Source organism: Lysinibacillus sp. RC46 (genome assembly GCF_041262385.1).
GTDB lineage: Bacteria > Bacillota > Bacilli > Bacillales_A > Planococcaceae > Lysinibacillus.
Genome location: NZ_JBGCCF010000038.1, coordinates 1 through 21605, shown reverse-complemented (window position 1 = coordinate 21605; position 21605 = coordinate 1). Strand labels below are relative to the sequence as shown.

Below are 21605 nucleotides of genomic sequence, written 5' to 3'. Positions count from 1 at the left end.
ACACCCTTTCAACATTTCATTATTTATTAACTCGTCGTTCTTTTCCAATTCTAAAAACATAATAGCTAATGATAACAAGAGCTAAGAAAATAATTCCCACAATAAGTGAAACTCTAGTATCATCATTAAACCACATACCGATTAGGACCATTACTAAAAAGGCAATTGTTATATAGTTTGTAAATGGTGCAAAGGGCATTTTGAACGGGTGCTTTGACAGTTGTTCACCTTTTATTTTTCTAAATCGTATTTGACTTATTAAAATAACAAACCAAGGAATCATCCCCGGTAATACACTTGCACTGTATACATATACAAATAAATTTTTTGGCGCTATGTAGCTTAGAACAACACCGATGACCAAACCAACTAACACGCCTACTGTGCCGAAAATAGGAACACCATTACTAGAAAGCTTTGCAAAAAATTTAGGTGCCTGTCCATTCATGGCAAGCGTATACAGCATACGTCCCGCACTATAAATGCCACTATTACAGCCTGACATTGCTGCTGTAATGACAACAAAATTAATAATTCCTGCCGCAGCGGTAATTCCAACCTTTGCAAAAGTTGCAACAAATGGGCTACCAATCGTACCTAATTCATCCCACGGATAAACTGTTACGATGACAAAGATTGCACCGATATAAAATATTAAAATACGCCAAATAATACTTTGAATCGCATTCGTAATCGTTTTTTGAGGATTTTTCGCTTCTCCTGCCGTAATCCCAATAAGCTCAACGCCTTGATAGGCTGCAACTACTAATGATAACGCAAAGAAGAAGCCTGTCCAGCCACCTGTAAAGAAGCCTCCATGATTCCAAAGGTTCGATAATCCGATTGCCACACCTTCGTTACCAATACCAAAGAAAATAAGACCAAAGCCCGCAACAATCATTAAAACAATCGTCACAATTTTAATCATGGCAAACCAAAACTCAAATTCTCCAAACGTTTTAACAGAAATGAAGTTGGCAACGCCTAAAATCACCATTGCAATTAAACCTGGAATCCATGCTGGTAAATCAGGATACCAGTACTGCATATATGTTCCTACTGCTATAATCTCTGACATCCCAACAATGATCCACTGAAACCAGTTACTCCATGCCGTTAAATAACCGGCTAATGGGTGTATATATTTATAGCCAAACGTTGCAAAGGAACCTGTACTTGGCTCCATATAAAGCATTTCTCCCATTGCTCGCATAATGAAAAAAATAAAAATACCTGCTATAGCATATGCAAGGAGCACGGAAGGCCCTGTCCATTGAATGGCACTAGCAGAACCCATAAACAGGCCCACGCCAATAGTTCCACCAAGAGCAATCATTTGGATATGACGAGCATCTAATCCCCTTTTTAATTCTTTATTTGCCACTAAATTACGCCTCTTTCTAAAGTTCTTTCTACAATGAATTATCTTATAATAATAATAAATTCCGTTAAAAAACACAATTGTATTTTTAGGAAAAACACGATTATGGCAATACGACAATGATTCTGAGCATTGTGTTCTATCCGTCACTTTGGATGTTCTATCCACTGTTTCGGGGGTTCTATCCACGACTTTGAATGTTCTATCCATCACTTTGGCTGTTATTACAATTGGATTAGCTGTTGTAGCAACAATTTTATCTTGCTTTTGCCGTAAACGGATCAACTTAGAGTAAAAGCCTATTTTATTACGTAAAAAAACTCTATTCCATCATGTAACAATGAATGGAATAGAGTCTACTTTATTACTGTAATAACGTCTGTTCTTGGAGCTTTGCAGAGAAATATTTGCGTGCATCCGCTGTTAGAATTTGCAGCAGAACAACCTCTTCTTGACGCGCAAATTCTACAAACATTCCACTTAGATTTTCATAAACATATTTGATTTTAAAGCCACTATCTAAATAATGATCCACTTTTTTTATTTCTTCTGTGCTTTGTTGATGTTCTGACATGCTATCACTCCACCTTTCCGTTATCAACCTCTTAAAAATACGTTTGGTGTTTAATTCATCCCGCTTTAACGGCCGTAATTTGTCTTTGCCGAAAGCGAAGCGTCAGGTACAAAATCAGTGGGTGATGAAGAGGAGCCCCACGTTTCACTTTATTCAGCACCTTTTATATCTAACACCGGATCTGGTTGTTCAACGACACTATCCTCATTTGGAACAACGGTTGGAGCAGGCGCTTGTTGCTGTCCAAATAGTTCATCCAAATTGTGACCAGCTGTAATCCCTAAATATTTTGCATCACTTGGATCTTTTAGCTCAGCTTGAGGGTATTTTTTGAACCACCAATTCTTCGCTAATACATAATATACAAGTGCCCCTACAAAGAACCCTACTAATGAAGAATAAGTGGAGAATATATTTGCCACTGCACCACCGATAACCCAAGCGATTAAACCAGCTATGTTAAAGCCCTTCAAATATTTAAACTGACCCTCTAAGTCATAAAGTGCTTTTACATGCACGCGACGTTTACGGATTAAATAATAATCGGCAAATAGAATACCAACGATGGCTGTTAAAATTCCCCCGATAATTAAAAGTGCATTGACTAACACATCAAATAAACTCCATGGTTGTGCTAGAATACCAATGATTCCTGCAATAACAACCCCCACCCAAAACGGCACTTTTGGCCCACCGATATTCGAGAAGATCGTTGCAGCTGGGATAACATTTGCAGAGGTGTTAGTCGACCATTGTGCTAATACAATCATTAACAGTAAGATTCCTAAAATAAAGCCACTTGCGCTTTGCTGTAGTGCATTGATTGGATCAGCAGAAGCAACAGCCATATAGCACACGGCACCAATTGTTACTATGAAAGTATTTGTAATCGGCATGACGATTAATGAGCCAACTAGCTGTGTTTTATTGCGTTTGAACCAATTACGTTCATTTTTCGGTGCTTTAAAGAAGCGTGAAAGTGAAGGCATATCGGCTGCTAGCGTCGACCAAAATCCCATATTCGCCATAATCACTACCATAAATGCAGTGAAGGCTGAGAATCCTGTTGTTGGCGCTTCCACCCACGTCCAAATATTTTTCCCTTGAGCTACTGCATGATCTGCCAGTGTATAATACATCCAGCAGGAAATTAAAATGATAACTGGTGCTGCTAAATCTGCAAAGCGTTCAATAGATTTAATACCTAGTGATGTATTAAATAACTGAAGTGCTGCAAAGACAATGAAACAGACAAACCAATTATCAAAACTAAAAAGTAAATTTAAAATGCCGTTTATCGCTAATGCTCCAAAATAAGTATTCAGACCGAACCAACAGGCAGCCGTTACACCTCGGACAAGTGACGGAATATGTGTGCCAAATGTACCGAACGGAGCACGCATATATACTGGGAATGATAAGCCATGTTCAATGCCTATATCTCCAATTAACGTCATAAATACACCAATTAGACAAGAGCCAATCAACGTTGCTAAAATCACCATTGGCAATGGTAAGCTTATAATTGCTGTGCCACCTATTGCAAAAGCCGCTAATACAATTGCCATCCCTATCCAAATTACTGCAAAACCAAATGTTCCGATATTTCTTTGTTGATGTGTCACTGGAAGTAAATCTGGGGATTTTAAATAATTCCCATCACGTTCCATATAATCTCTCCTTTTTTATCAAATTTCCGTGACAACTTACATGAGGTTATTCCTTCCTCCAACGAAAATGCTGAAGGAAGGTGGAATTTCAGTTTATCTTCCTTCGACAAAATACTCCCACCTCAGAAGGTAGTGAGACGAATGAAGATTAAGCATACAAACGCAATTAAGCCAAGGTGAAATTGATTTTAGACTTTTTACTTAGATAGACTGCTAATTAAAGATTGACGTTCATTCCAAGTCATTGGTGGAACTGTAGATTTGCGTTCAACCATTGTAATAGCATCATCTACAGGACAAACAATTGAGCATAAATTACAGCCTACACAATCCTCTTCCCGCACTTTCAGCATTGGGCGGCCATCTTCTGAATATAAGTCGATACATTGATGCGATGTATCCTCACATGCAATATGGCACTTGTTACAGTTAATGCAAACATCATTATTAATTTCAGCCACGATTTTATAATTTAAGTCCAGGTCACCCCAATTGGAATATCTAGAAACTGAGCGACCTACTAAATCCATGACAGAGGCAATGCCTTTATCGTCTAAATAGTTATTGAGTCCATCAATCATATCCTCAACAATACTAAAGCCATGATGCATTGCTGCTGTACAAACTTGCACGCCTGTAGCTCCCATTAATATAAACTCAGCAGCATCTTGCCAGTTGGAAATACCACCAATGCCCGAAATAGGAACATTGATTAATGGATTACGAGCACACTCTGCAACCATATTGAGCGCAATTGGTTTAACGGCAGGACCACAATAGCCACCATGTGCACCCTTTCCCGCTACATGAGGCACTGTATTCCATGTATCTAAGTCAACACCAGCCAAGCTGTTAATTGTATTAATCATACTAATGGCATCCGCTCCACCTCTTGTAGCCGCTTCTGCCGTTACCGTAATGTCGGTAATGTTCGGTGTTAACTTCACAATTACTGGAGTTTTCGCAGCCTCTTTCACCCAGTACGTTTGCTTTTCCACCAACTCAGGTACTTGACCAGAGGCAGACCCCATTCCTCGTTCTGCCATCCCATGTGGGCAACCAAAGTTAAGCTCAAGACCATCAACTCCCACATCTTCTACTCGTTTAACAATCTCATGCCACTTTTCTTGCTTTGGCTCCACCATTAAGGAAGCGATAATTGCGTGATGCGGAAACCTTTTTTTCGTTTCATAAATTTCTTGTAAATTTACCTCTAACGGACGATCCGTAATCAATTCAATATTATTGAAGCCAGCTACTCTTTGTCCGTTAAAGCTAACAGCTGCAAAGCGTGAAGAAACATTTAAAATCGGATCCCCCAATGTCTTCCATACAGCACCACCCCACCCCGCTTCAAATGCACGTTGTACTTGATAGCCTGAATTCGTTGGCGGTGCCGACGCAAGCCAAAATGGATTAGGCGATTTGATGCCCGCTAAGTCAATACGTAAGTCTGCCATAGTAGTTCCTCCCTTATGCAATCTCACTTGGTTTTATCAATTATGCCTCGGCATAATTGTGTCTGGAATCGGCTTTGTGCTAGCACAAAGAACTCCTTTCCGATTCCGTGACATCCGCCGGAGGCTTTAACTTCTTTCAGCCTGTTGAAAAGTAGCTTAAATCTGCATTCATCTCATCACCTATAGAGGAGGGAGACTTCCGCTGAAAGAAGTTAAACGTTCATGGATCTTGTATGCTGCGTCTTTTCCTTGCTGTACAGCGGTTACAACCATCGCCTCGCCCTGGCCATTTCCGAAGACGACATCTCCACACGCAAATACTTTGTCATTCGAAGTTTGCATTGTCGTTTCATCAATATCAACAACACCATTTGTATGCTGTAAGCCAAAAGCTTCAATCAATGATACAAAACGTGTTTGCCCGATTGCCTTAATAACAGCATCCACTTCAATAATAAAATTGGACCCCTTAATCTCCTCAGGTCTTTGACGACCATCAGCACCCGCTTCACCGAGCTTCATTTTCGTACATTCGATACCTACGACCTCACCTGACTCATTACCAATAATTTTTTTCGGTGCTGTTAACCACTTAAACTCCACACCATCTTGCTTGGCAAATTCATATTCAAATTTGTAAGCAGTCATTTCTTTTTGTGTTCTTCTATAAAGAATTTGAACATTATCAGCACCTAAACGCACTGCACATGTAGCACCGTCAATCGCGGTATTTCCCGCACCAATGACAGTCACCCGCTTCCCAACTATATCTTTTGTAAGCGGTCCCATTTTTGTCTTTCTGACAAACTCTATTGCATCATGTACACCGTCTAAATCTTCTCCTTCAATGCCTAGATTCGGCACAGCTCCCATACCAACTGCTAAAATTACACTGTCATATTGCTCCAAAATTTCTTCAGCAGAAATATCTATACCGACAGTTGTGTTTGTTTTGATTTCCACACCAAGCTTTTCGATTTGTTCAATTTCCCAATCAACGACTTCATTTGGTAAACGGAACGACACAATACCATAGCTTCCTAGGCCACCAGCTTTCGATTCAGCTTCATAAATAGTGACCTGATAACCAAATCGACTTAGTTCACGAGCAGCCGATAAACCAGCAGGACCTGCACCAATAATCGCTACCTTATGTCCATTGTTTTGCCCTTGCTTAAATAGCTGAGCGTTCGTTGCCATTGCCCAATCTGTTGCAAAGCGCTGTAGCTCTCCGATTTTAATTGGCTTTGTTGAGGAATTTAACACACACGCCCCTTCACATAGTTCCTCCGTTGGACAAACCCTTGCACAGCTTGCACCAATTGGATTTGCTTCTAATATAGTCGTAGCAGAGCCCTTCATATTACCAGAAGCAATTTTTTTTATGAAATTTGGGATTTGAATACTCGTTGGACAGGCTTTAATGCACGGTGCATCATAGCAATAAAGACAACGATTAGATTCCTCTATTGCTTCATTCTTTGTCATCCTGCTAGTCAATTCCATAAAATTACGGTTTAACTGTTGGGACATTGCATTTTCTTGATTCGGAGCCATTTCCACATCCCCCTCATGTGTTCATTTTTTCCTTCTTATTACACCTAGGCGTAATTGATGCTAGGACCATTGAAAAAAGCCACATTCAACATTCATCTCACCACCTATAGAGGTAGATAGTCTTCTGTAGCTAAATGAAGATATTACGAGACCGATTGCTCTGTTCTCCATCCAAAGCAATCGGTCATAAAGTGAAACTTTAATCAGTGGGGGTCTCTTCATCCCCCATTGATTATTAGTTGAACGAATCGGGCTTTTTATCTCCCACCTAACTTCTCAGCTTTTGCAAAAATTTTGTGGTGGGAGTATTACTGCCCGTTAATGCGGGATCATGCTAAATGTTTAGTGCTTCTGTAGCCGTTGTTTTTAATGCACGTTTTATATATTGTCCGCTACCTAGTACACCGACAAACTCTTTATTTTTAATGACATATTCTCCACGTACTAGTACGCTGACTGGTTCACCTGTTACTTCCCATCCCTCATATGGGTTATAATCCACGTTCATATGATGTGTTTTAGCCGAGATTTCTCGTTTTACCTCTGGATCAAAAATAACGATATCGGCATCAGAACCGATTGCAATTGTTCCTTTTTGTGGGAATAAACCAAATACTTTTGCTGCACTTGTGGAAATCATATCGACAAACTCATTGATAGAAATTTTTCCTTTTGCTACGCCTTCTGAATATAAAATACTAAAGCGATCTTCAATAAAAGGCCCACCGTTAGGAATTTTAGAAAAATCATTTATCCCTAACTGCTTTTTACCCTTAAAACTAAACGAGCATTGGTCAGAGCCAATTGTTTGTAGTTGTTTTGCTTTTAGAGCATTCCATAAATGAGCCTGATGATATTTCGGTCGAAGTGGTGGGGACCAAACATATTTTGCACCCTCAAAACCTGGCTGTGCTAAAGCAGCTTGATCCAAAGTTAAATATGGTGGACATGTTTCACCATAAACGTCATAGCCTTTTTCACGCGCAGCAATAATCTCATCTACTGCCTCTTTACAAGTTACATGTACAACATAAAGGGTAGCGCCAGCAATATGGGCTAACTCAATTGCACGTTTTGTCGCTTCGCCCTCTAATTCAGCTGGACGAGTAAGCGCATGATAAATCGGCTCCTTATGACCTGCACGTCGCGCCTCTTCTACAAGCTCATCAATAACAGAACCATTTTCACAGTGCACCATAACAACAGCACCGAGGTCTTTCGCTATTTTAAAAGCCTTAAAAAGGGTGCGATCTGAGGCTTGAAATTCTTTCGCATAGGCCATAAATACCTTGACAGAAGTAATACCCTCTTGCTCTAAGATCTGCGGCAATTCGACTTCTGTTTCAGGGGTTAAATCACAAATCATTAAGTGGAATCCATAGTCGATGGCTGATTTCCCCTTCGCCTTGTCATGCCACTTTTCAACTGCAGCTGAAAGTTTATCCTCGCCAGCCGTTAAGCAGAAATCCAAAATAGTAGTTGTTCCACCGAAAGCTGCTGCAATGGTACCAGATTTCCAATCATCATCAGTCACAGTATTGTTAAATGGCATATCTAAATGTGTGTGAGGATCAATTCCTCCTGGCATCACATATTTACCTGTAGCATCAATAACTTCTGCCCCAATGTCGGATAGATTTTTGCCAATTTGAACAATTTTTCCGTTTTCAATTAAAATATCTGCCTCAAAAACATCTGCAGCTGTCGCCACTCGTCCACCTTTAATAATTTTCTTCATTCTGCCCCTCACCCTTCGTAAAATAATGGAGAATGCTCAATCATGACAATGTTTGGAAAACCAACTTTAATGTAACGTGTAAGTCTCCCCCACACTAAACTTTGTTTGTAGCGTCAACACTGTTTCAAGTAATACATCTGCTCCTTTCGCACAATCCTCAAATGTTGTTTCCTCTTCCTCGCAATGACTCTTACCATTAATACTTGGTACGAAAATCATTGCTGATGGGACAATGCTTGCGATATATTGCGCATCATGTCCTGCCCCGCTAAACATTCGATGAGCAGTATAACCGAAGCTCTGACAAGCCCTTTCCACTTCATTACAAATATGAGGTTCAAAATAGACTGTATCTCTACCCCATAGCTTAACTGGCTTAATGCTACAGCCCATATCCTCTGTAAGAAGATTATTCAGTATGTCCTCTACTTTTTGCATGATCTCTGGTTTTTGATGACGTGAATCTATCGTAAATGTCACATTGTTCGGTATCACAGTATGAATATTTGGAGAAACATTCATTCGACCAAAGGTAAACACTAACTGTTCATCAATTTTTCCGAGCTCTTCATGTAAATACGTAATGATTTTTGAAGTTACGATCATCGGATCTTGACGCATTGTCATCGGTGTCGTTCCAGCATGATTGGACTGCCCTGCAACCGTAATTTCATAACACACCATACCTAATACACCTTCAACAACGCCAATTTCCAACTGCTTCGCCTCTAGAACAGGTCCTTGTTCGATATGCAATTCTATATAAGCAAGTGCTTCCTTTAAACGATTTTCTTGATCTCCTTCAAAGCCACTTGCTTGCAGTGCTTCTTTGAAACTAGTGCCATTTTTATCGATAGATTGCAGCATTTTTTCTTTATCAAATTTCGCTGAAATAACCCCAGAGCTCATCATCGCTGGATCAAAACGAGCACCTTCTTCATTCGTGAAATTCACGATCATTATCGGGATATCTAGCTCAATCTCGTTTTCTTTTAACGTTCTAATAGCCTCAATAGCCGTTAAAACGCCTAATACACCATCAAATTTCCCACCCTTTTCAACGGAATCTAAATGCGACCCCATAACAATTGGAGGAACATCCTTTTTCCCAGACAAAATGGCATAAATATTACCCATATCATCGATTTTGATATCCATCCCTAATTCATCACAACACTCACAAAAATAGTTTCTTGCTAATACATCCTCATTCGAAAGAGACAAACGAGTTACGCCACCATTTTCAGTAGCTCCAAATTGACTAAATTGTTCAATTAACTCTTGCAATCGTCTACTATTACACTTATACATATGCAAGTCCTCTCTTTCACAGTAGTTATACACATTCTATAAGAGATAAAAATTATGAGATATAGATAGCAAGCTAAAAAAATATGTGCATCTGCACATAATATATGGTAAGTTATGTTCATAATAAGGGGGGAGAAAATGGGGACAATTCGCAAAATTGTAGAGGGTGTCCAATTCCCAATGCTAACATTAGTAGCTGGACATAACGGAACGTATCGAAGAGTTACAGGGATTAATGTAGTAGAAAGCATCGATTTAATTATGTTTTGTAGACCTAATGAATTAGTCGTGACCACAGGTATTAATTTATCTTCAGATGGAGATTCCTTAGAGCAACTCGTAAAACTAGCTTTCACTAAAAAGGTAGCAGGTTTCATTATTAATACCGGACCATACATTCCAAATATACCAGAATCAGTCATCTCTTTTGCCAATGAACATGATTTCCCTATTTTTCACATGCCATGGAATTATCGAATAGCCGATCTATTAAAAACAACATTTCAATTTATCGCCAATCACCATCAAGAGCTTTCTATTGAAGAAAAGGTTCTTTATAACTTACTTTTTCACTACAAACAAAACGCCAACTATATTAAAGATCAATTAGCACTACTAGGTTTTCCACAAGGTAGGGAGCTAGCCATTATTTCATGTACAACAAATGGTGCACAAGCTAATATTGACCGCTACGAGGTCATGATCCAATTTGCATTTCAAAATAGATATAAACGCTTCTTAAAACTAAAGCATAAAAATCACCTCATCTTTTTAATCGACAGAGCACAAATCAATACACCAAATACTCCCTTCTCAAAAGTTGTTGAAGAAATTTACGACAAAATTACGCAAAAAAATGGTTACTTGGATATTATCATTGGAAAAGGAAATTATCATAAAGAGCTTGAAAATGTTCGTAAAAGCTATGATGAGTCATTAACAGTAATCCAATTAGCAAAGCTTCATAACAATCGCTTCCTATATAAATATAAAGAAATTGGTGCCTACAAAATTATTATGGCCGTGCAAAATCAAACTTTAATCAAATCATATAGCCAAGACATCTTAGGTCAGCTTTATCGCTATGATGAATTGCATAACTCAGATTATGTACAATTTCTACGCATTTACCTCGATGAAAATGGAAGTACCCGTAGGATTAGTGAGCGTCTATTTATTCATCGCAATACAGTACTTTATAAAATAAAAAAAATAGAAACGCTATTAGATATGGACTTAAGTAACCCATTTACAAAAACAAATCTCTATATTGCATTTTTGATTGAGGATGTGTTGACGCACCAATAAATTTTATCACCATAAGATTTCCGTTCTTAAATCCAAATCTAGTTTGTTGGTGTCCATGTACCATTTCTAAGTGATAGCGGCTAATGAAGGGCTTCAAGTAAAAATCCGCTTCGTTATCTGGGTGCCAATCCCTTATATCTTTGCGGATTTTTTATCCTAGCCATAACGAAAAAACTGACAAACCAAATGGTCATCAGTTTTTTTGAGGAATAAACTCGAGGTTATTTTTTATTTTTATTTTTGTTTTTATTTTTACTATGTGAATCCTTTTTTTCTTCTTTTAGCACATTAGTTGTTTTTAATGCAGTAAAATCTGCTTCATCACCAAACTCCATACCATAGCTTGGATTTCTTTCTATGCGAGAATGATGGTCACGATCATGAACAAGATCTTCGTCCTCATCAAATCGCATAATAAGAACAGGTAAGGATACTAGTCCTGCTAATCCAACGAATGCATAAATCCATCGTGACAATACTGCTGTTTGTCCACCGAACAAATAGGCAACTAAATCAAATCTAAAAAATCCTATAAGTCCCCAGTTGATTGCTCCAATGATGACTAACACTAAAGCGATTCTATAAACTACGCTCACGTTTACACCTCCTTCACTTGTAAATACGAAGCCAGTAATACACTTGAAGTTCATTCCTCACATGTATAAAAAGCGTCGATATTGCAAAAAAAACTGTCATAACAAGTGGAAAATTACAAATACTTATCAAGTAATTAAATCACCCATTTTGACGGTCTTATTTTTAGCAATTGCCGCTTATTTATACAAAACGTATTCCTAGGCTAAGTTATGTTACAAACAAAGGAACGTTAGAAAATCAAAGGTAATAAACCACTTTTTAAATGGCTTATCACCCAAACGTAGAGATGATAAATCATAAATTTATTTCTTAATTCCCTTACTATTCCATTTTTCATGTTGTAGTAGCCATTCCTTTCTCCACATCCCTCCTGCATAGCCTGTTAATGTTCCGTTTGAGCCAATAATTCGATGACAAGGAATGACGATGCTTAAGTGATTTTTGCCATTTGCACTTCCTACAGCCCTCACAGCTTGTTCATTGCCAATGGAAGCCGCAGTTTTTTTATATGTTGCTGTTTCGCCGTAAGCAACACTTGTTAAAGCAGTCCAAACTTCTTTTTGAAAACTCGTTCCCTCAAAAGTATAAGAAAATGTAAACTCATGGCGCTTACCGATGAAATATTCATGTAGCTGTTGTTGACAATCTATAATAACCTGAGGTGTATCTTTTTGAGGAACATTTACTATTTGATCATGTTCAGAAAACATTATTGAATATACCTCTGTATCAGAACCTACTATTTCAATGATGCCGATGGGAGAGTTAAAATCTAATTTATATTGTTTCATCGTATAGAGACCTCCATAATTAAAAAGTGGCATAAGCCTCCCATTCTTTCCAATGTGTTGAAATGTTCTTGATTTCCTCAACAGTCGGCTTACGATTTAATGCTAATTGATTTTTTAAGGCATTATGAAGACCCACATCTGCAATAGGAAACGAGGTTGGATCTTGTATGCATTTCATCAGCACATAATCAGCTGTCCGTGCACCAACACCCCGAATTGACATTAAGAAATTTTTGCTTTCTAAAAAATCTTCCTGTTGAAGCAATTTTTCTTTTGTTAATTGTCCGTTTGTCATGATTTTTGCAATATTTATAATGTACTCAGATTTTCTAGCTGTAAATTGTAAGCTTCTTAAGTCGTCCACTTGAATAGCAGCAATTCTTTAAGATGTCGGAAACAGCCAATAGGATTCTCCTTCAAATGTTAAGCATTCTCCAAATTGTTCTACAAATCGTCTTTTTAATGTGTATGCGAATGTTAAATTAATTTGTTGTCCAATAATTGCCCATACGAGTGCTTCAAATAAATCTGGCATGCCTATTATTCGTAATCCATAGTATTTTTTAACGAGAGGCAGCAAAATTTTATCTTTTTGAGCCATTTCATAAAAACTGTGCAAATTTCTTTCTAAATCAAACCATTCACAAATGTACTGTACAATTTTTTCTAAGACTCTTTCAGATGGTGCGTGTATTGGAAATTCAACTTTGATACAATTTGATTGATATCCTATTTTACATAAAATATTTTGTCCATCCACTTGAAGCAATTTATATAAATAGCCGTCTTTTATTTGATGCAGCACCTCTTGCTTAGATCTATTTAAGAATATTAAACACTCAGTATAATTAAATGCTGCAGGTGTATTAATCACAATATAGGTTTCGTTATTGATCCAATTCATGTCCAACTCCTCACAAGGTTTCGATATTCACTTGGTGAACAATATTTTAAGTTCCGAAACACTTTATAAAAGTTTGATGGGCTTTGAAATCCAGCTTCATAGCAAACCTCAAGATTTGTATAGCTTGTATTTTTTAAAAAATATACGGCTTTATCTATTCTTATTTTTTCTAAATAAGCTCGCGGTGTTTCACCTGTTTCTTGTTTAAATAGGCGTTCAAGATGAAAAGGACTTATCCCTACAAAATTAGCAATATCCTGTAATGTTAACCGTTGTTTATACTCATTTATTAAATAGGTTGTTACTTTTTTGATGAGTTGAGTATGCGGAGAGAGTACCACTTCAGGCTGGCACCTTTTACATGCACGATATCCAGCACTCTCAACCTTTTGAATATCGTCGTAAAATTCTACATTTATTTTTTTCGGCTTTCGCGATTTGCATGAAGGACGGCAATAGATTTTAGTAGTCTTTACAGCCGTATAAAATAGCCCATCATATGTTTGATTACAGGCCATAATTTTCTCCCACATTTCCTCAAATGAAAGATTGATTTTGTTGTTCACTATTCCATCCCCTTTGCAGCCTATTTCTCATATAAAAACGCCGTATTTTGCTTTTCCAGTAATTGGCTAGATTTCATTTTTAAATAAGCTATTATTTTGTCTGATAGTGCATTGCCGAAGCTAAAACGTTTTACCCCTAATTCTTTAAGCTTATTACAATCCGTCAGTTCAGGTAAAGAAAGTAGATTAATGGGTGCATCTATATTCAAAGTTATTTCGCTTATCTCCTCATCATCTGTTAATCCTGGAATAAATATGCCACTTGCTCCGCTCTCCGCATAAGCCTTTGCTCTATTCATAGTTTCTATAAATGGATGCTGCATCAGAAAATACGTATCTGTTCTAGCATTAATATAGAAATTTTTATAACCGTGATTATCTAACATCGTTCTCATTTCTGCTAGAAGGTTACAATGCTCTTTTAAATTACGTAATCCCTTTTGTTTTTTGAGTGAATCCTCAATATTGATACCTGCAACACCAACATCTGCCGTCCTTAAAACATTTTCTAAAATTGTTTTCTGATCTTGTCCATATCCCGCCTCAATATCTGCGGAAACAGGTATTTTTACATTGTTTGCAATTGTTTTAATAATGGCTAAGTGTCGATCAAAATCAATTAACTCACCATCTTCATACCCTAGTGAATTGGCAATTCCCCAGCTTGTTGTACCAATTGCTTTGAAACCAACTTTTTCTAAAGTTAACGCAGATAATAAATCCCACGCATTTCCTATAAATAATAGTTCTTTAGCTGAATGTAGCTCATTAAATTCCTGAATTTTTGACATCATGATGCCTCCTTATTACTTATTAGCCATCATATTATCAGGAAAAACACATTCATTCGTCCTCATTCTTGCTCTTATGGTCTTTGAAAATAATTAAAGGATTCCTAACCGAATTATCTCTTTTTATTCGTAAAAATCCTAAACATAGAATAAAGTGTGATATATTTACATAATACTCTATTTTAAGAGCACCTTATTTTACCTTTCATCAGCATACTAGTAACTGAAGGATAGGAATTATTAGGATAGGAGAAAAAATACATGATGAAAAATAAAATTATAAAAACCAACCTGTTATTTTATTTTTTTATCGTACTCATATTTACTTTTACACAATTCAGCTTACCATGTCATGCTGCAGAACTATCAGAACCTATAAAATTGGGAAAGCATTATGATATTTTGCGTGATCCGTCAAAAAAAATTACGATCGATGATTTATTAAGTGGTACATACGACAATTCCTTTGTCACTAGTAAAGAGAATTATTTATTCTTTTGGCATACGAATGATACGATTTGGCTACGATTAGATGCCGATAAACTATTAACGGATAAACAGGAGTCATACTGGTTAGAGGTAACAGACAAGCTTGATAGCATTGAAATGTTTATAGTGAAAGAAGATGGATCCTATAGGGTTCAAAAGAGAGGCATTTCAAATATTGACGATCAAAAAATTCATTATCGCTCTAATTTATTTCAAATCCAAGACTCATCCGTCAAAGAAATTTATATAAAATTAGATGGCGAATTACCATTAAATTCAATTTCTTATCTTTTCACAACGGAAAGCTTTATCAATAAGATTATTGACTATAAATATTTAACAGGAATTTTTTATGGGTTCTTAGCAGCATTATTAATTTACAATTTATTTTTATTTTTTTCGTTAAAAGAAAAGACTTACTTTTACTATGTTTTGTATATGTTTAGTTTTATCCTCTATCAAGCCACATTGAATTCTTTAGATATTGAATTATTAGGACAACTTTTCCCTAAATGGTACTTTATAAAATCATCTGCAATAAGCGGCAATATATTACTTTTATTTATGATTCTATTTTGCAAAGAGTTTCTGGAACTAAAAAAATATTTACCTCGATTCTACAAAATCGGAAATCTACTATTATGGATCACTATACTTTCATTAATTGCTTCATTCTTTGTCCCTGATGTTACGATTACAAATAATTTTACAATTATTTTTGCTGTATTTGTCTTTATTTTTCTTTGGTTATCAGGAATATTTGTGTTGTTAAAAGGTCAGAAAATGGCTCGATTTTATATGGTAGGTTGGACTGTTCTGCTTGGTTCCATTATTGTACAAGCATTGGCCTTTTTAAGTTTAATTCCATTTCATCCATCTATATTTGAAAGAGTTCCTGCAGCAGGTGCTATTTTTGAATCTATATTTTTATCATTAGCATTAGGCGATAAAATCAATATTATTAAAAAAGAACATCAAGAAATGCAACAAACGCTAAATGAAACGCTCGAACATAAAGTAAAGGAACGAACACAAGAGCTAGAAAGAGCAAAACTTGAGCTTGAAAAGTTAGCAAATACAGATCGCCTAACTAAAATTCCAAATCGTGTAAAGTTAGATGATGTGTTAGAAGAAGCACTTCAACACGCTCAACATCAAGAGGTTCCGTTCTCTATTATTCTACTAGATATTGATTATTTTAAAGAAGTAAATGATGGATTTGGCCATCAAGTAGGCGACTTAGTTTTAATGAGCGTAGCAGAGATCTTGCAAAATACGATTCGAGAACAAGATACAATTGGAAGATGGGGTGGCGAGGAGTTTTTAGTTATTTGTCCTCAAACTACATTAGATGATGCTGTAAAGCTTTCTGAAAAGCTTCGTCAACAATTAGAAAATCATCAATTCCCTGTTGTTCAACGAAAAACTAGTAGCTTCGGTGTAACTAGCTACGTAGATGGTGATACTCGAAATACATTATTATCAAGATGTGATAAAGCGTTATATCAAGCAAAAGAACGAGGCAGAAACTGTGTTGAATTTTTAATAGATGATGGTAATGTCTCCTCTTTGTTATAAAAAACAAAAGAAGCGTCAATGACAATTTTCTTGTCTTGACACTTCTTTTTCAATTATTCGATTACGTCAGATGAGTATTTGCGGATGTGTGAAGGTTTAACATCTTGAGGAATTGGATTTTGATAAACCTCATTTCCTAAACGTTCTTTTAACTCTTGCTTTGCTTGTTCAATTAATTCCGGTTGTGCCAGCATCGCAGCAGCAGTGGCAGCCATAACTTTCCCAGCATGAAGCATTCCTTTATGAGCAATAGATGTCGTACCTGTAGCAACGGCCTGCCAAGAATGCAGTTGTGTCCCTTGTGCATGACATGTCGTTGTACATTGTGCAGTTGGGACAACCCAGCTTACATCCCCCACATCTGTTGAGCCTGGCATCGTGATAGATGTAAATGCTTTATTGTAAGGGAATAACGTTGTTGATAATGCCGTATCCTTTTCCTTTGCAAGTAGCTCTCTAAATACTGGAATAGCGGCCAGACCTCCTCCATTCTTTTCCTGCTCAGAAAGAGTCTTTCTAATCTCTTTAGCAAATTCATAATCTTGTTCACTAAATTGTGGCGTACCAAGTTGTGTAAACTGTTCAAACATTATTTGCTGCATTGTATGGTTTGGAACTAGATTAGAGCATGCTTTGTCAAAGATGATTTCAACATTTGTACCTGTCATTAATGTGGCACCCTCAGCAATCTTACAGACACGATCATAAATTTCATTGACTTGGCTTGTCTTTGGTGCACGTACTAAATAAAGTACACTTGCATCTGCTTGTACAATATTCGGTGATAATCCACCTGTATTTGTCACTGCATAGTGCACACGTGCTTCTGGAATTATATGCTCACGAAGATAGTTAACTCCCACATTCATAAGTTCAACGGCATCCAGTGCACTGCGACCTAAATGAGGTGCCTGAGCTGCATGGGCAGAACGTCCAGTAAACTTAAAGGAAGCTTGAACATTTGCTAAGGAGCTCGTACACATCATTAAATTATGGTCAGCAGGATGCCAGCATAAAGCAAAATCTACATCATTAAAAAGGCCTGCACGGACCATTAATGTTTTACCAGATCCACCTTCTTCTGCTGGACAGCCATAAAATCTGATTGTACCAGGAATATTATGTTTTTCCATGTAATCACGTAAAGCTACTGCAGCTGCAAAGGATCCTGTACCCAGAAGATTATGTCCACAACCGTGACCATTTCCCCCTTCTTGAATAGCAGCTTTTATTGCTGCCCCTCCTTCTTGACTTAAGCCAGAAAGTGCATCATATTCTCCTAAAAAAGCAATAACAGGTTTCCCACTTCCGTAGCTGCCAATAAAAGCCGTTTCTAGGTCAGCCACCCCTTTTTCAACTTGAAAATCTTCACTTTCCAATGCCGTGCATAATAATTCTGCAGATTGAAATTCCTCAAAACGAATTTCGGCAAAATTCCAAATTTTATTGCTAATATCTATTAATTTATCTCGCTTATATTCAATTATTTTAGATATTTCATTTATATAAGAATTAGACATAAACCTTTCACTCCATTTTTTATTTTTATTAAACTGTTTGATTTGTAGTTATTGATGTTTTAGTTCTTAAAGTTGTCGCTGTTAGAATAGGAATTATAACCATAACCATTAAGAACAAGAATGCTGCTGAATAAGATCCATTGAATAGTGAGATGATGTACCCCATTATAGATGGAGATATTGCACCAGCTATCTGACCACCAAAATACATAAACCCTGTTGCCGTTCCAATAACATCATGTGAGAAATATTTAAGTGGTAAAGTTAGTATCGTTGTTGTAGCAAACAAGCAGCCCGCCAATGTTAAAGCTTGAAATGTTACAATCATCGTAATTGAAGATGCATTCGTCATGAAAAATAAACTAATGCCTGCAATAAAAGCACCAAACATAATTAAATATTTCTCTTTACCAATAGCAAATTTATCAATTAGCCAGCCTGTAAGCATTACAGCAATTAATGCTGCTAACGCAGGAATTATTGCTAGCGCTCCCATCGAAACCATATCTAAATTTTTTGCCTTTACCATATAAGTCGGCATCCACGATGTAAGTCCCCAATTGACAATACTGACGCCAAAGTACATCAACATTAACTGCCAGAGCATAGGCATTTTTAATAATTTTTTTAGTGGCACTTTCACTTTAATAGACTTTGCCTCTTCTTTGTATTGAGTGTCTGGCTTTAATAAAAAATAAAGGACAATCGTTAATAGGAATCCTAAAACACCAAAAATAAAGAATAAATTTCGCCAGCCAATAGAAATTATTAAAGTTGCAGCTACAATAGTCGAAATCATACTACCAACAGTAGTAGCAGCTGTAAGCGTTGACTTTGCACGACCTCGTTCTGATTTTGGGAAATTGTCAGCAATTGCTAATGAGCTAGCAGCAGGAAAACTTCCTTCGCCAATCCCAAAGAGTAGCCGAATCGCAATAAGTGATACAAATGACCATGCAAAGCCAGTCAAAATCGTGAAAATAGACCACAATAAAACCGAAATAAGAATCATACGTCTTGCCCCATATTTATCTGATAAATATCCCCCAACTAACTGCATCACTGCATAACTCATGAAAAAGACACTGATAATTAACCCTGCTTGCGTCTCATTTAAACTAAACTCCTCCGCAATTGGAATAATTGCTACATTCATAGATAGCTTATCCAAATAATTCACAATCCAAGTTAAAAATAAAATCCCAAGAATTATGTACTTCTGCTTACTTGTGTTAGATCTTTCCAATAAGAGTCCCCCTTGCGTTTATTTTTGGACATATTAAAGACTGTCTTTAAATGATTATAGAGGATGCTTATGAAAAAAATCAACAAAATTCAAAAAATATGCTTCAATATTGCTATAAGATGCAAATGTCAAATATACTAGAGCTAATAGAAAAATCTAGGAGGAGAATGCAATTTGATTCGAATCGGTGTGATTGTAGCGCATAATTCACTACAAGATGTTTTACCAATTAAAGAACAATTAAAAGAACGCTGCGAATTAACTTTTTTTACATATAAAAAGCTTTCTGAAATTAAACCATTATATTTAGAAAACTATTTATTTTTTGATGCGGTAGTTATGAACGGTCTAGCCCATTTAGTATTGCAAAGCTCAAATGTTATTTATCAAATACCCACCTATTACTACATGGCAAATGAGCGAGATTTTTATAAAAAGCTATTTCATATCAGTAGAAAATATTCTAACTTGGACTTTTCTAAGGTGACATTTGACTTTAGTGGATATACAGATTTAATTAAATTAGAGGAGTTATATTTAAAAAATGAAGAAGCACATATTATCCATTTAGATATTACGGATAATTTTTATGAGGAATTATTAGAAAGACATATCGAATTAAATAGATCTGGAAAGGTAGATCTATCTATTACTGCTTTTAGTAATATATTAGACAAGCTTTCTAAGCAAGGTGTGAACGTAGAGCTTATCACAGCATCTCCAGAAACGATTTTAGAAGTATTTGAAAAAGTTATTTCAGAGGTCCGACATAAACAATTATCAGAAAGTATTATAGCGATTGGTGAGATAACAGGTGATGCTTTGGTTCCTTCTAAAATAGAAAATACAAATGCAGAATTTAATCAAAGCTTGTTGCATACTTCACTATTGGAATATAGTAAAAAAAATCATTTAACGATGATTATACAAAAACAAAGTGTTCATTTTGAAATTTTCACCTCTCAAAAGGAATTACTAATGATGACAAATAATTTTTCACAAGATGCATTAGTAGAGGCTTTATCTGAAAGCTTACCCTTTACTTTTCATATTGGGTGGGGAATTGGTCAAAACATTGATGAAGCTCGGAAAAAGGCACATATCGCCAATCACGAAGCTCATCAACAGGAAAAGCCATCCTTTATTATTACTGAAAGTGGTCAACTAATAAATCCAAATACAGAGGAAAAAGTTGTTTTACAAATGACAGAAGAAACTCCTGAGCTACAACGCTTAAGTGAAAAATTAAATATTTCCCTCCTGTTAATCCAAAAGATTCTATCTGTCATTGAAAAAACAAATACAAATGAATTATCCTCTGCTGATATTGCCTTACATTTAGATATCACCATCAGAAGCTCTAATCGCATACTGAACGAGCTTGAAAGTAAAGGCGTCGCTGAATTAATTTATAAAAAGCATGAAAAACTTCGCGGCAGACCAAAGAAATTTTATAAGATTAACTTTCATCAAGGTGAATCGTAAAAAGATTGTTGTACTTAAATAGCATATCGCCCTCGTAGTCGCGTCCGTGCGTCGAGGGCATTCTTTGTGAGTCCATTTTTTTCAGATTTATAGCCTTTTTGTTTTTGCTCCTCTTGTTGCACTATTCGCTCGGGTTGCCCTACTTATCGCACCACTCAACACTCTATTCGCTCAGGTACTCATACTTTTTACTCAACTCCCAGCTTTCTTTGCCCAAGCACTACTTTTTGGGCTAAATTTCCCTTTCTCTAATCCTCAAAAAATAGAACAGCGACCTGTAAAAATGTTGATTCAATCAATGAATTAACCATTTTAATTTGGCTAGGCATGTTTACAAATATTCCAAATAATTAGACAAGTTATGACGCGGAGGTAGCAACCAAAATTGTGATGAACTATATATCTCAGATAGTACAACGCTAACTTATCTAGTTTCCAAAACAAAAACAATTAACAAAAATAGTCATAGATAATATAATTAATATGAATATTTCTATAAATGGTTTCACTACTTATTTTTTCAAAAAGTCAATTACACCATTCTAGAGGCTGGGACAAAACCCATCTCTAAACTAAAAAGCCGGCGAAATTTTACGATCAGTAAAATTTCACCGGCTTTCAATTTTTTTCATAAAAAAT

General features: G+C 36.4%; 18 protein-coding genes. 3 read left to right on the top strand and 15 right to left on the bottom strand.

What is annotated here, in order from left to right; genetic code table 11:
- Positions 1 to 19: 19 nt before the first annotated feature.
- The 7 genes from ABH966_RS23560 to ABH966_RS23530 form a co-directional block, all read right to left on the bottom strand.
- Positions 20 to 1384: an amino acid permease gene (locus ABH966_RS23560; protein ID WP_370082725.1), complete on the bottom strand. Its 1365-nt coding sequence runs from the start codon at positions 1382 to 1384 to the stop codon at positions 20 to 22.
- A gap of 361 nt (positions 1385 to 1745) precedes the next feature.
- Positions 1746 to 1955: a hypothetical protein gene (locus ABH966_RS23555; RefSeq protein WP_049666712.1), complete on the bottom strand. Its 210-nt coding sequence runs from the start codon at positions 1953 to 1955 to the stop codon at positions 1746 to 1748.
- A gap of 149 nt (positions 1956 to 2104) precedes the next feature.
- Complete coding sequence (locus ABH966_RS23550; RefSeq protein WP_370082723.1) at positions 2105 to 3625, bottom strand: NCS1 family transporter; 1521 nt, start codon at positions 3623 to 3625, stop codon at positions 2105 to 2107.
- 197 nt (positions 3626 to 3822) lie between these two features.
- Complete coding sequence (gene preA / locus ABH966_RS23545; protein WP_370082721.1) at positions 3823 to 5085, bottom strand: NAD-dependent dihydropyrimidine dehydrogenase subunit PreA; 1263 nt, start codon at positions 5083 to 5085, stop codon at positions 3823 to 3825.
- 180 nt (positions 5086 to 5265) lie between these two features.
- On the bottom strand, positions 5266 to 6642 hold the full coding sequence (locus ABH966_RS23540) for an NAD(P)-dependent oxidoreductase (protein ID WP_370082719.1): 1377 nt from the start codon (positions 6640 to 6642) through the stop codon (positions 5266 to 5268).
- A gap of 334 nt (positions 6643 to 6976) precedes the next feature.
- Positions 6977 to 8380 carry a dihydropyrimidinase gene (gene hydA / locus ABH966_RS23535; RefSeq protein WP_370082717.1) on the bottom strand — a complete coding sequence of 468 codons (1404 nt, stop codon included), beginning with the start codon at positions 8378 to 8380 and terminating at the stop codon, positions 6977 to 6979.
- 66 nt (positions 8381 to 8446) lie between these two features.
- Positions 8447 to 9691, bottom strand: coding sequence for a Zn-dependent hydrolase (locus ABH966_RS23530; protein WP_370082715.1), 1245 nt, complete (start codon positions 9689 to 9691; stop codon positions 8447 to 8449).
- Between the two features lie 138 nt (positions 9692 to 9829).
- Between ABH966_RS23530 and ABH966_RS23525 the strand changes: the two genes are divergently transcribed.
- The gene (locus ABH966_RS23525; RefSeq protein ID WP_370082713.1) at positions 9830 to 10999 is read left to right on the top strand and encodes a PucR family transcriptional regulator; all 1170 of its coding nucleotides are present in this window, start codon (positions 9830 to 9832) and stop codon (positions 10997 to 10999) included.
- A 221-nt stretch (positions 11000 to 11220) separates the two neighbouring features.
- On the opposite strand, the gene ABH966_RS23520 is transcribed toward ABH966_RS23525, so the two are convergent.
- From ABH966_RS23520 to ABH966_RS23495, 6 genes are all read right to left on the bottom strand, one after another.
- Positions 11221 to 11595: a DUF378 domain-containing protein gene (locus tag ABH966_RS23520; protein WP_370082711.1), complete on the bottom strand. Its 375-nt coding sequence runs from the start codon at positions 11593 to 11595 to the stop codon at positions 11221 to 11223.
- Between the two features lie 303 nt (positions 11596 to 11898).
- Positions 11899 to 12387 carry a methylated-DNA--[protein]-cysteine S-methyltransferase gene (locus ABH966_RS23515; RefSeq protein ID WP_370082709.1) on the bottom strand — a complete coding sequence of 163 codons (489 nt, stop codon included), beginning with the start codon at positions 12385 to 12387 and terminating at the stop codon, positions 11899 to 11901.
- A gap of 19 nt (positions 12388 to 12406) precedes the next feature.
- Positions 12407 to 12757: a DNA-3-methyladenine glycosylase family protein gene (locus tag ABH966_RS23510; RefSeq protein ID WP_370082779.1), complete on the bottom strand. Its 351-nt coding sequence runs from the start codon at positions 12755 to 12757 to the stop codon at positions 12407 to 12409.
- A gap of 12 nt (positions 12758 to 12769) precedes the next feature.
- Entirely contained in the window at positions 12770 to 13291 is a 522-nt protein-coding gene (locus tag ABH966_RS23505) for a DNA-3-methyladenine glycosylase family protein (RefSeq protein ID WP_370082707.1), read from the bottom strand.
- The gene (locus ABH966_RS23500; RefSeq protein WP_370082705.1) at positions 13288 to 13857 is read right to left on the bottom strand and encodes a bifunctional transcriptional activator/DNA repair enzyme AdaA; all 570 of its coding nucleotides are present in this window, start codon (positions 13855 to 13857) and stop codon (positions 13288 to 13290) included. The genes ABH966_RS23505 and ABH966_RS23500 overlap by 4 nt, the downstream gene beginning before the upstream one ends.
- A 20-nt stretch (positions 13858 to 13877) precedes the next feature.
- A complete protein-coding gene (locus ABH966_RS23495; RefSeq protein WP_370082703.1) occupies positions 13878 to 14648 on the bottom strand; it encodes an isocitrate lyase/PEP mutase family protein in 771 nt (256 codons plus the stop codon).
- A gap of 261 nt (positions 14649 to 14909) precedes the next feature.
- Between ABH966_RS23495 and ABH966_RS23490 the strand changes: the two genes are divergently transcribed.
- Positions 14910 to 16715, top strand: a complete 1806-nt coding sequence (locus ABH966_RS23490; RefSeq protein WP_370082701.1) for a sensor domain-containing diguanylate cyclase — start codon at positions 14910 to 14912, stop codon at positions 16713 to 16715.
- Between the two features lie 53 nt (positions 16716 to 16768).
- Here ABH966_RS23490 and ABH966_RS23485 read toward each other — a convergent pair whose 3' ends face one another.
- Together ABH966_RS23485 and ABH966_RS23480 are read right to left on the bottom strand one after the other, a co-directional pair.
- A complete protein-coding gene (locus tag ABH966_RS23485) occupies positions 16769 to 18235 on the bottom strand; it encodes a M20 family metallopeptidase (RefSeq protein WP_370082699.1) in 1467 nt (488 codons plus the stop codon).
- Between the two features lie 28 nt (positions 18236 to 18263).
- Positions 18264 to 19481: an MFS transporter gene (locus ABH966_RS23480; RefSeq protein ID WP_370082697.1), complete on the bottom strand. Its 1218-nt coding sequence runs from the start codon at positions 19479 to 19481 to the stop codon at positions 18264 to 18266.
- Positions 19482 to 19655: 174 nt separating this feature from the next.
- On the opposite strand from ABH966_RS23480, the gene ABH966_RS23475 reads away from it, so the two are divergent.
- Positions 19656 to 20966: a hypothetical protein gene (locus tag ABH966_RS23475; protein ID WP_370082695.1), complete on the top strand. Its 1311-nt coding sequence runs from the start codon at positions 19656 to 19658 to the stop codon at positions 20964 to 20966.
- Positions 20967 to 21605 lie beyond the last annotated feature (639 nt).

Excerpts from the sequence above, each read along its gene's own strand:
- ABH966_RS23555 (WP_049666712.1), bottom strand. The coding sequence starts at position 1,955 with ATGTCAGAACATCAACAAAGCACAGAAGAAATAAAAAAAGTGGATCAT.
- ABH966_RS23550 (WP_370082723.1), bottom strand. The coding sequence starts at position 3,625 with ATGGAACGTGATGGGAATTATTTAAAATCCCCAGATTTACTTCCAGTG.
- preA (WP_370082721.1), bottom strand. The coding sequence starts at position 5,085 with ATGGCAGACTTACGTATTGACTTAGCGGGCATCAAATCGCCTAATCCA.
- ABH966_RS23540 (WP_370082719.1), bottom strand. The coding sequence starts at position 6,642 with ATGGCTCCGAATCAAGAAAATGCAATGTCCCAACAGTTAAACCGTAAT.
- hydA (WP_370082717.1), bottom strand. The coding sequence starts at position 8,380 with ATGAAGAAAATTATTAAAGGTGGACGAGTGGCGACAGCTGCAGATGTT.
- ABH966_RS23530 (WP_370082715.1), bottom strand. The coding sequence starts at position 9,691 with ATGTATAAGTGTAATAGTAGACGATTGCAAGAGTTAATTGAACAATTT.
- ABH966_RS23525 (WP_370082713.1), top strand. The coding sequence starts at position 9,830 with ATGGGGACAATTCGCAAAATTGTAGAGGGTGTCCAATTCCCAATGCTA.
- ABH966_RS23515 (WP_370082709.1), bottom strand. The coding sequence starts at position 12,387 with ATGAAACAATATAAATTAGATTTTAACTCTCCCATCGGCATCATTGAA.
- ABH966_RS23505 (WP_370082707.1), bottom strand. The coding sequence starts at position 13,291 with ATGAATTGGATCAATAACGAAACCTATATTGTGATTAATACACCTGCA.
- ABH966_RS23495 (WP_370082703.1), bottom strand. The coding sequence starts at position 14,648 with ATGTCAAAAATTCAGGAATTTAATGAGCTACATTCAGCTAAAGAACTA.
- ABH966_RS23490 (WP_370082701.1), top strand. The coding sequence starts at position 14,910 with ATGATGAAAAATAAAATTATAAAAACCAACCTGTTATTTTATTTTTTT.
- ABH966_RS23485 (WP_370082699.1), bottom strand. The coding sequence starts at position 18,235 with ATGTCTAATTCTTATATAAATGAAATATCTAAAATAATTGAATATAAG.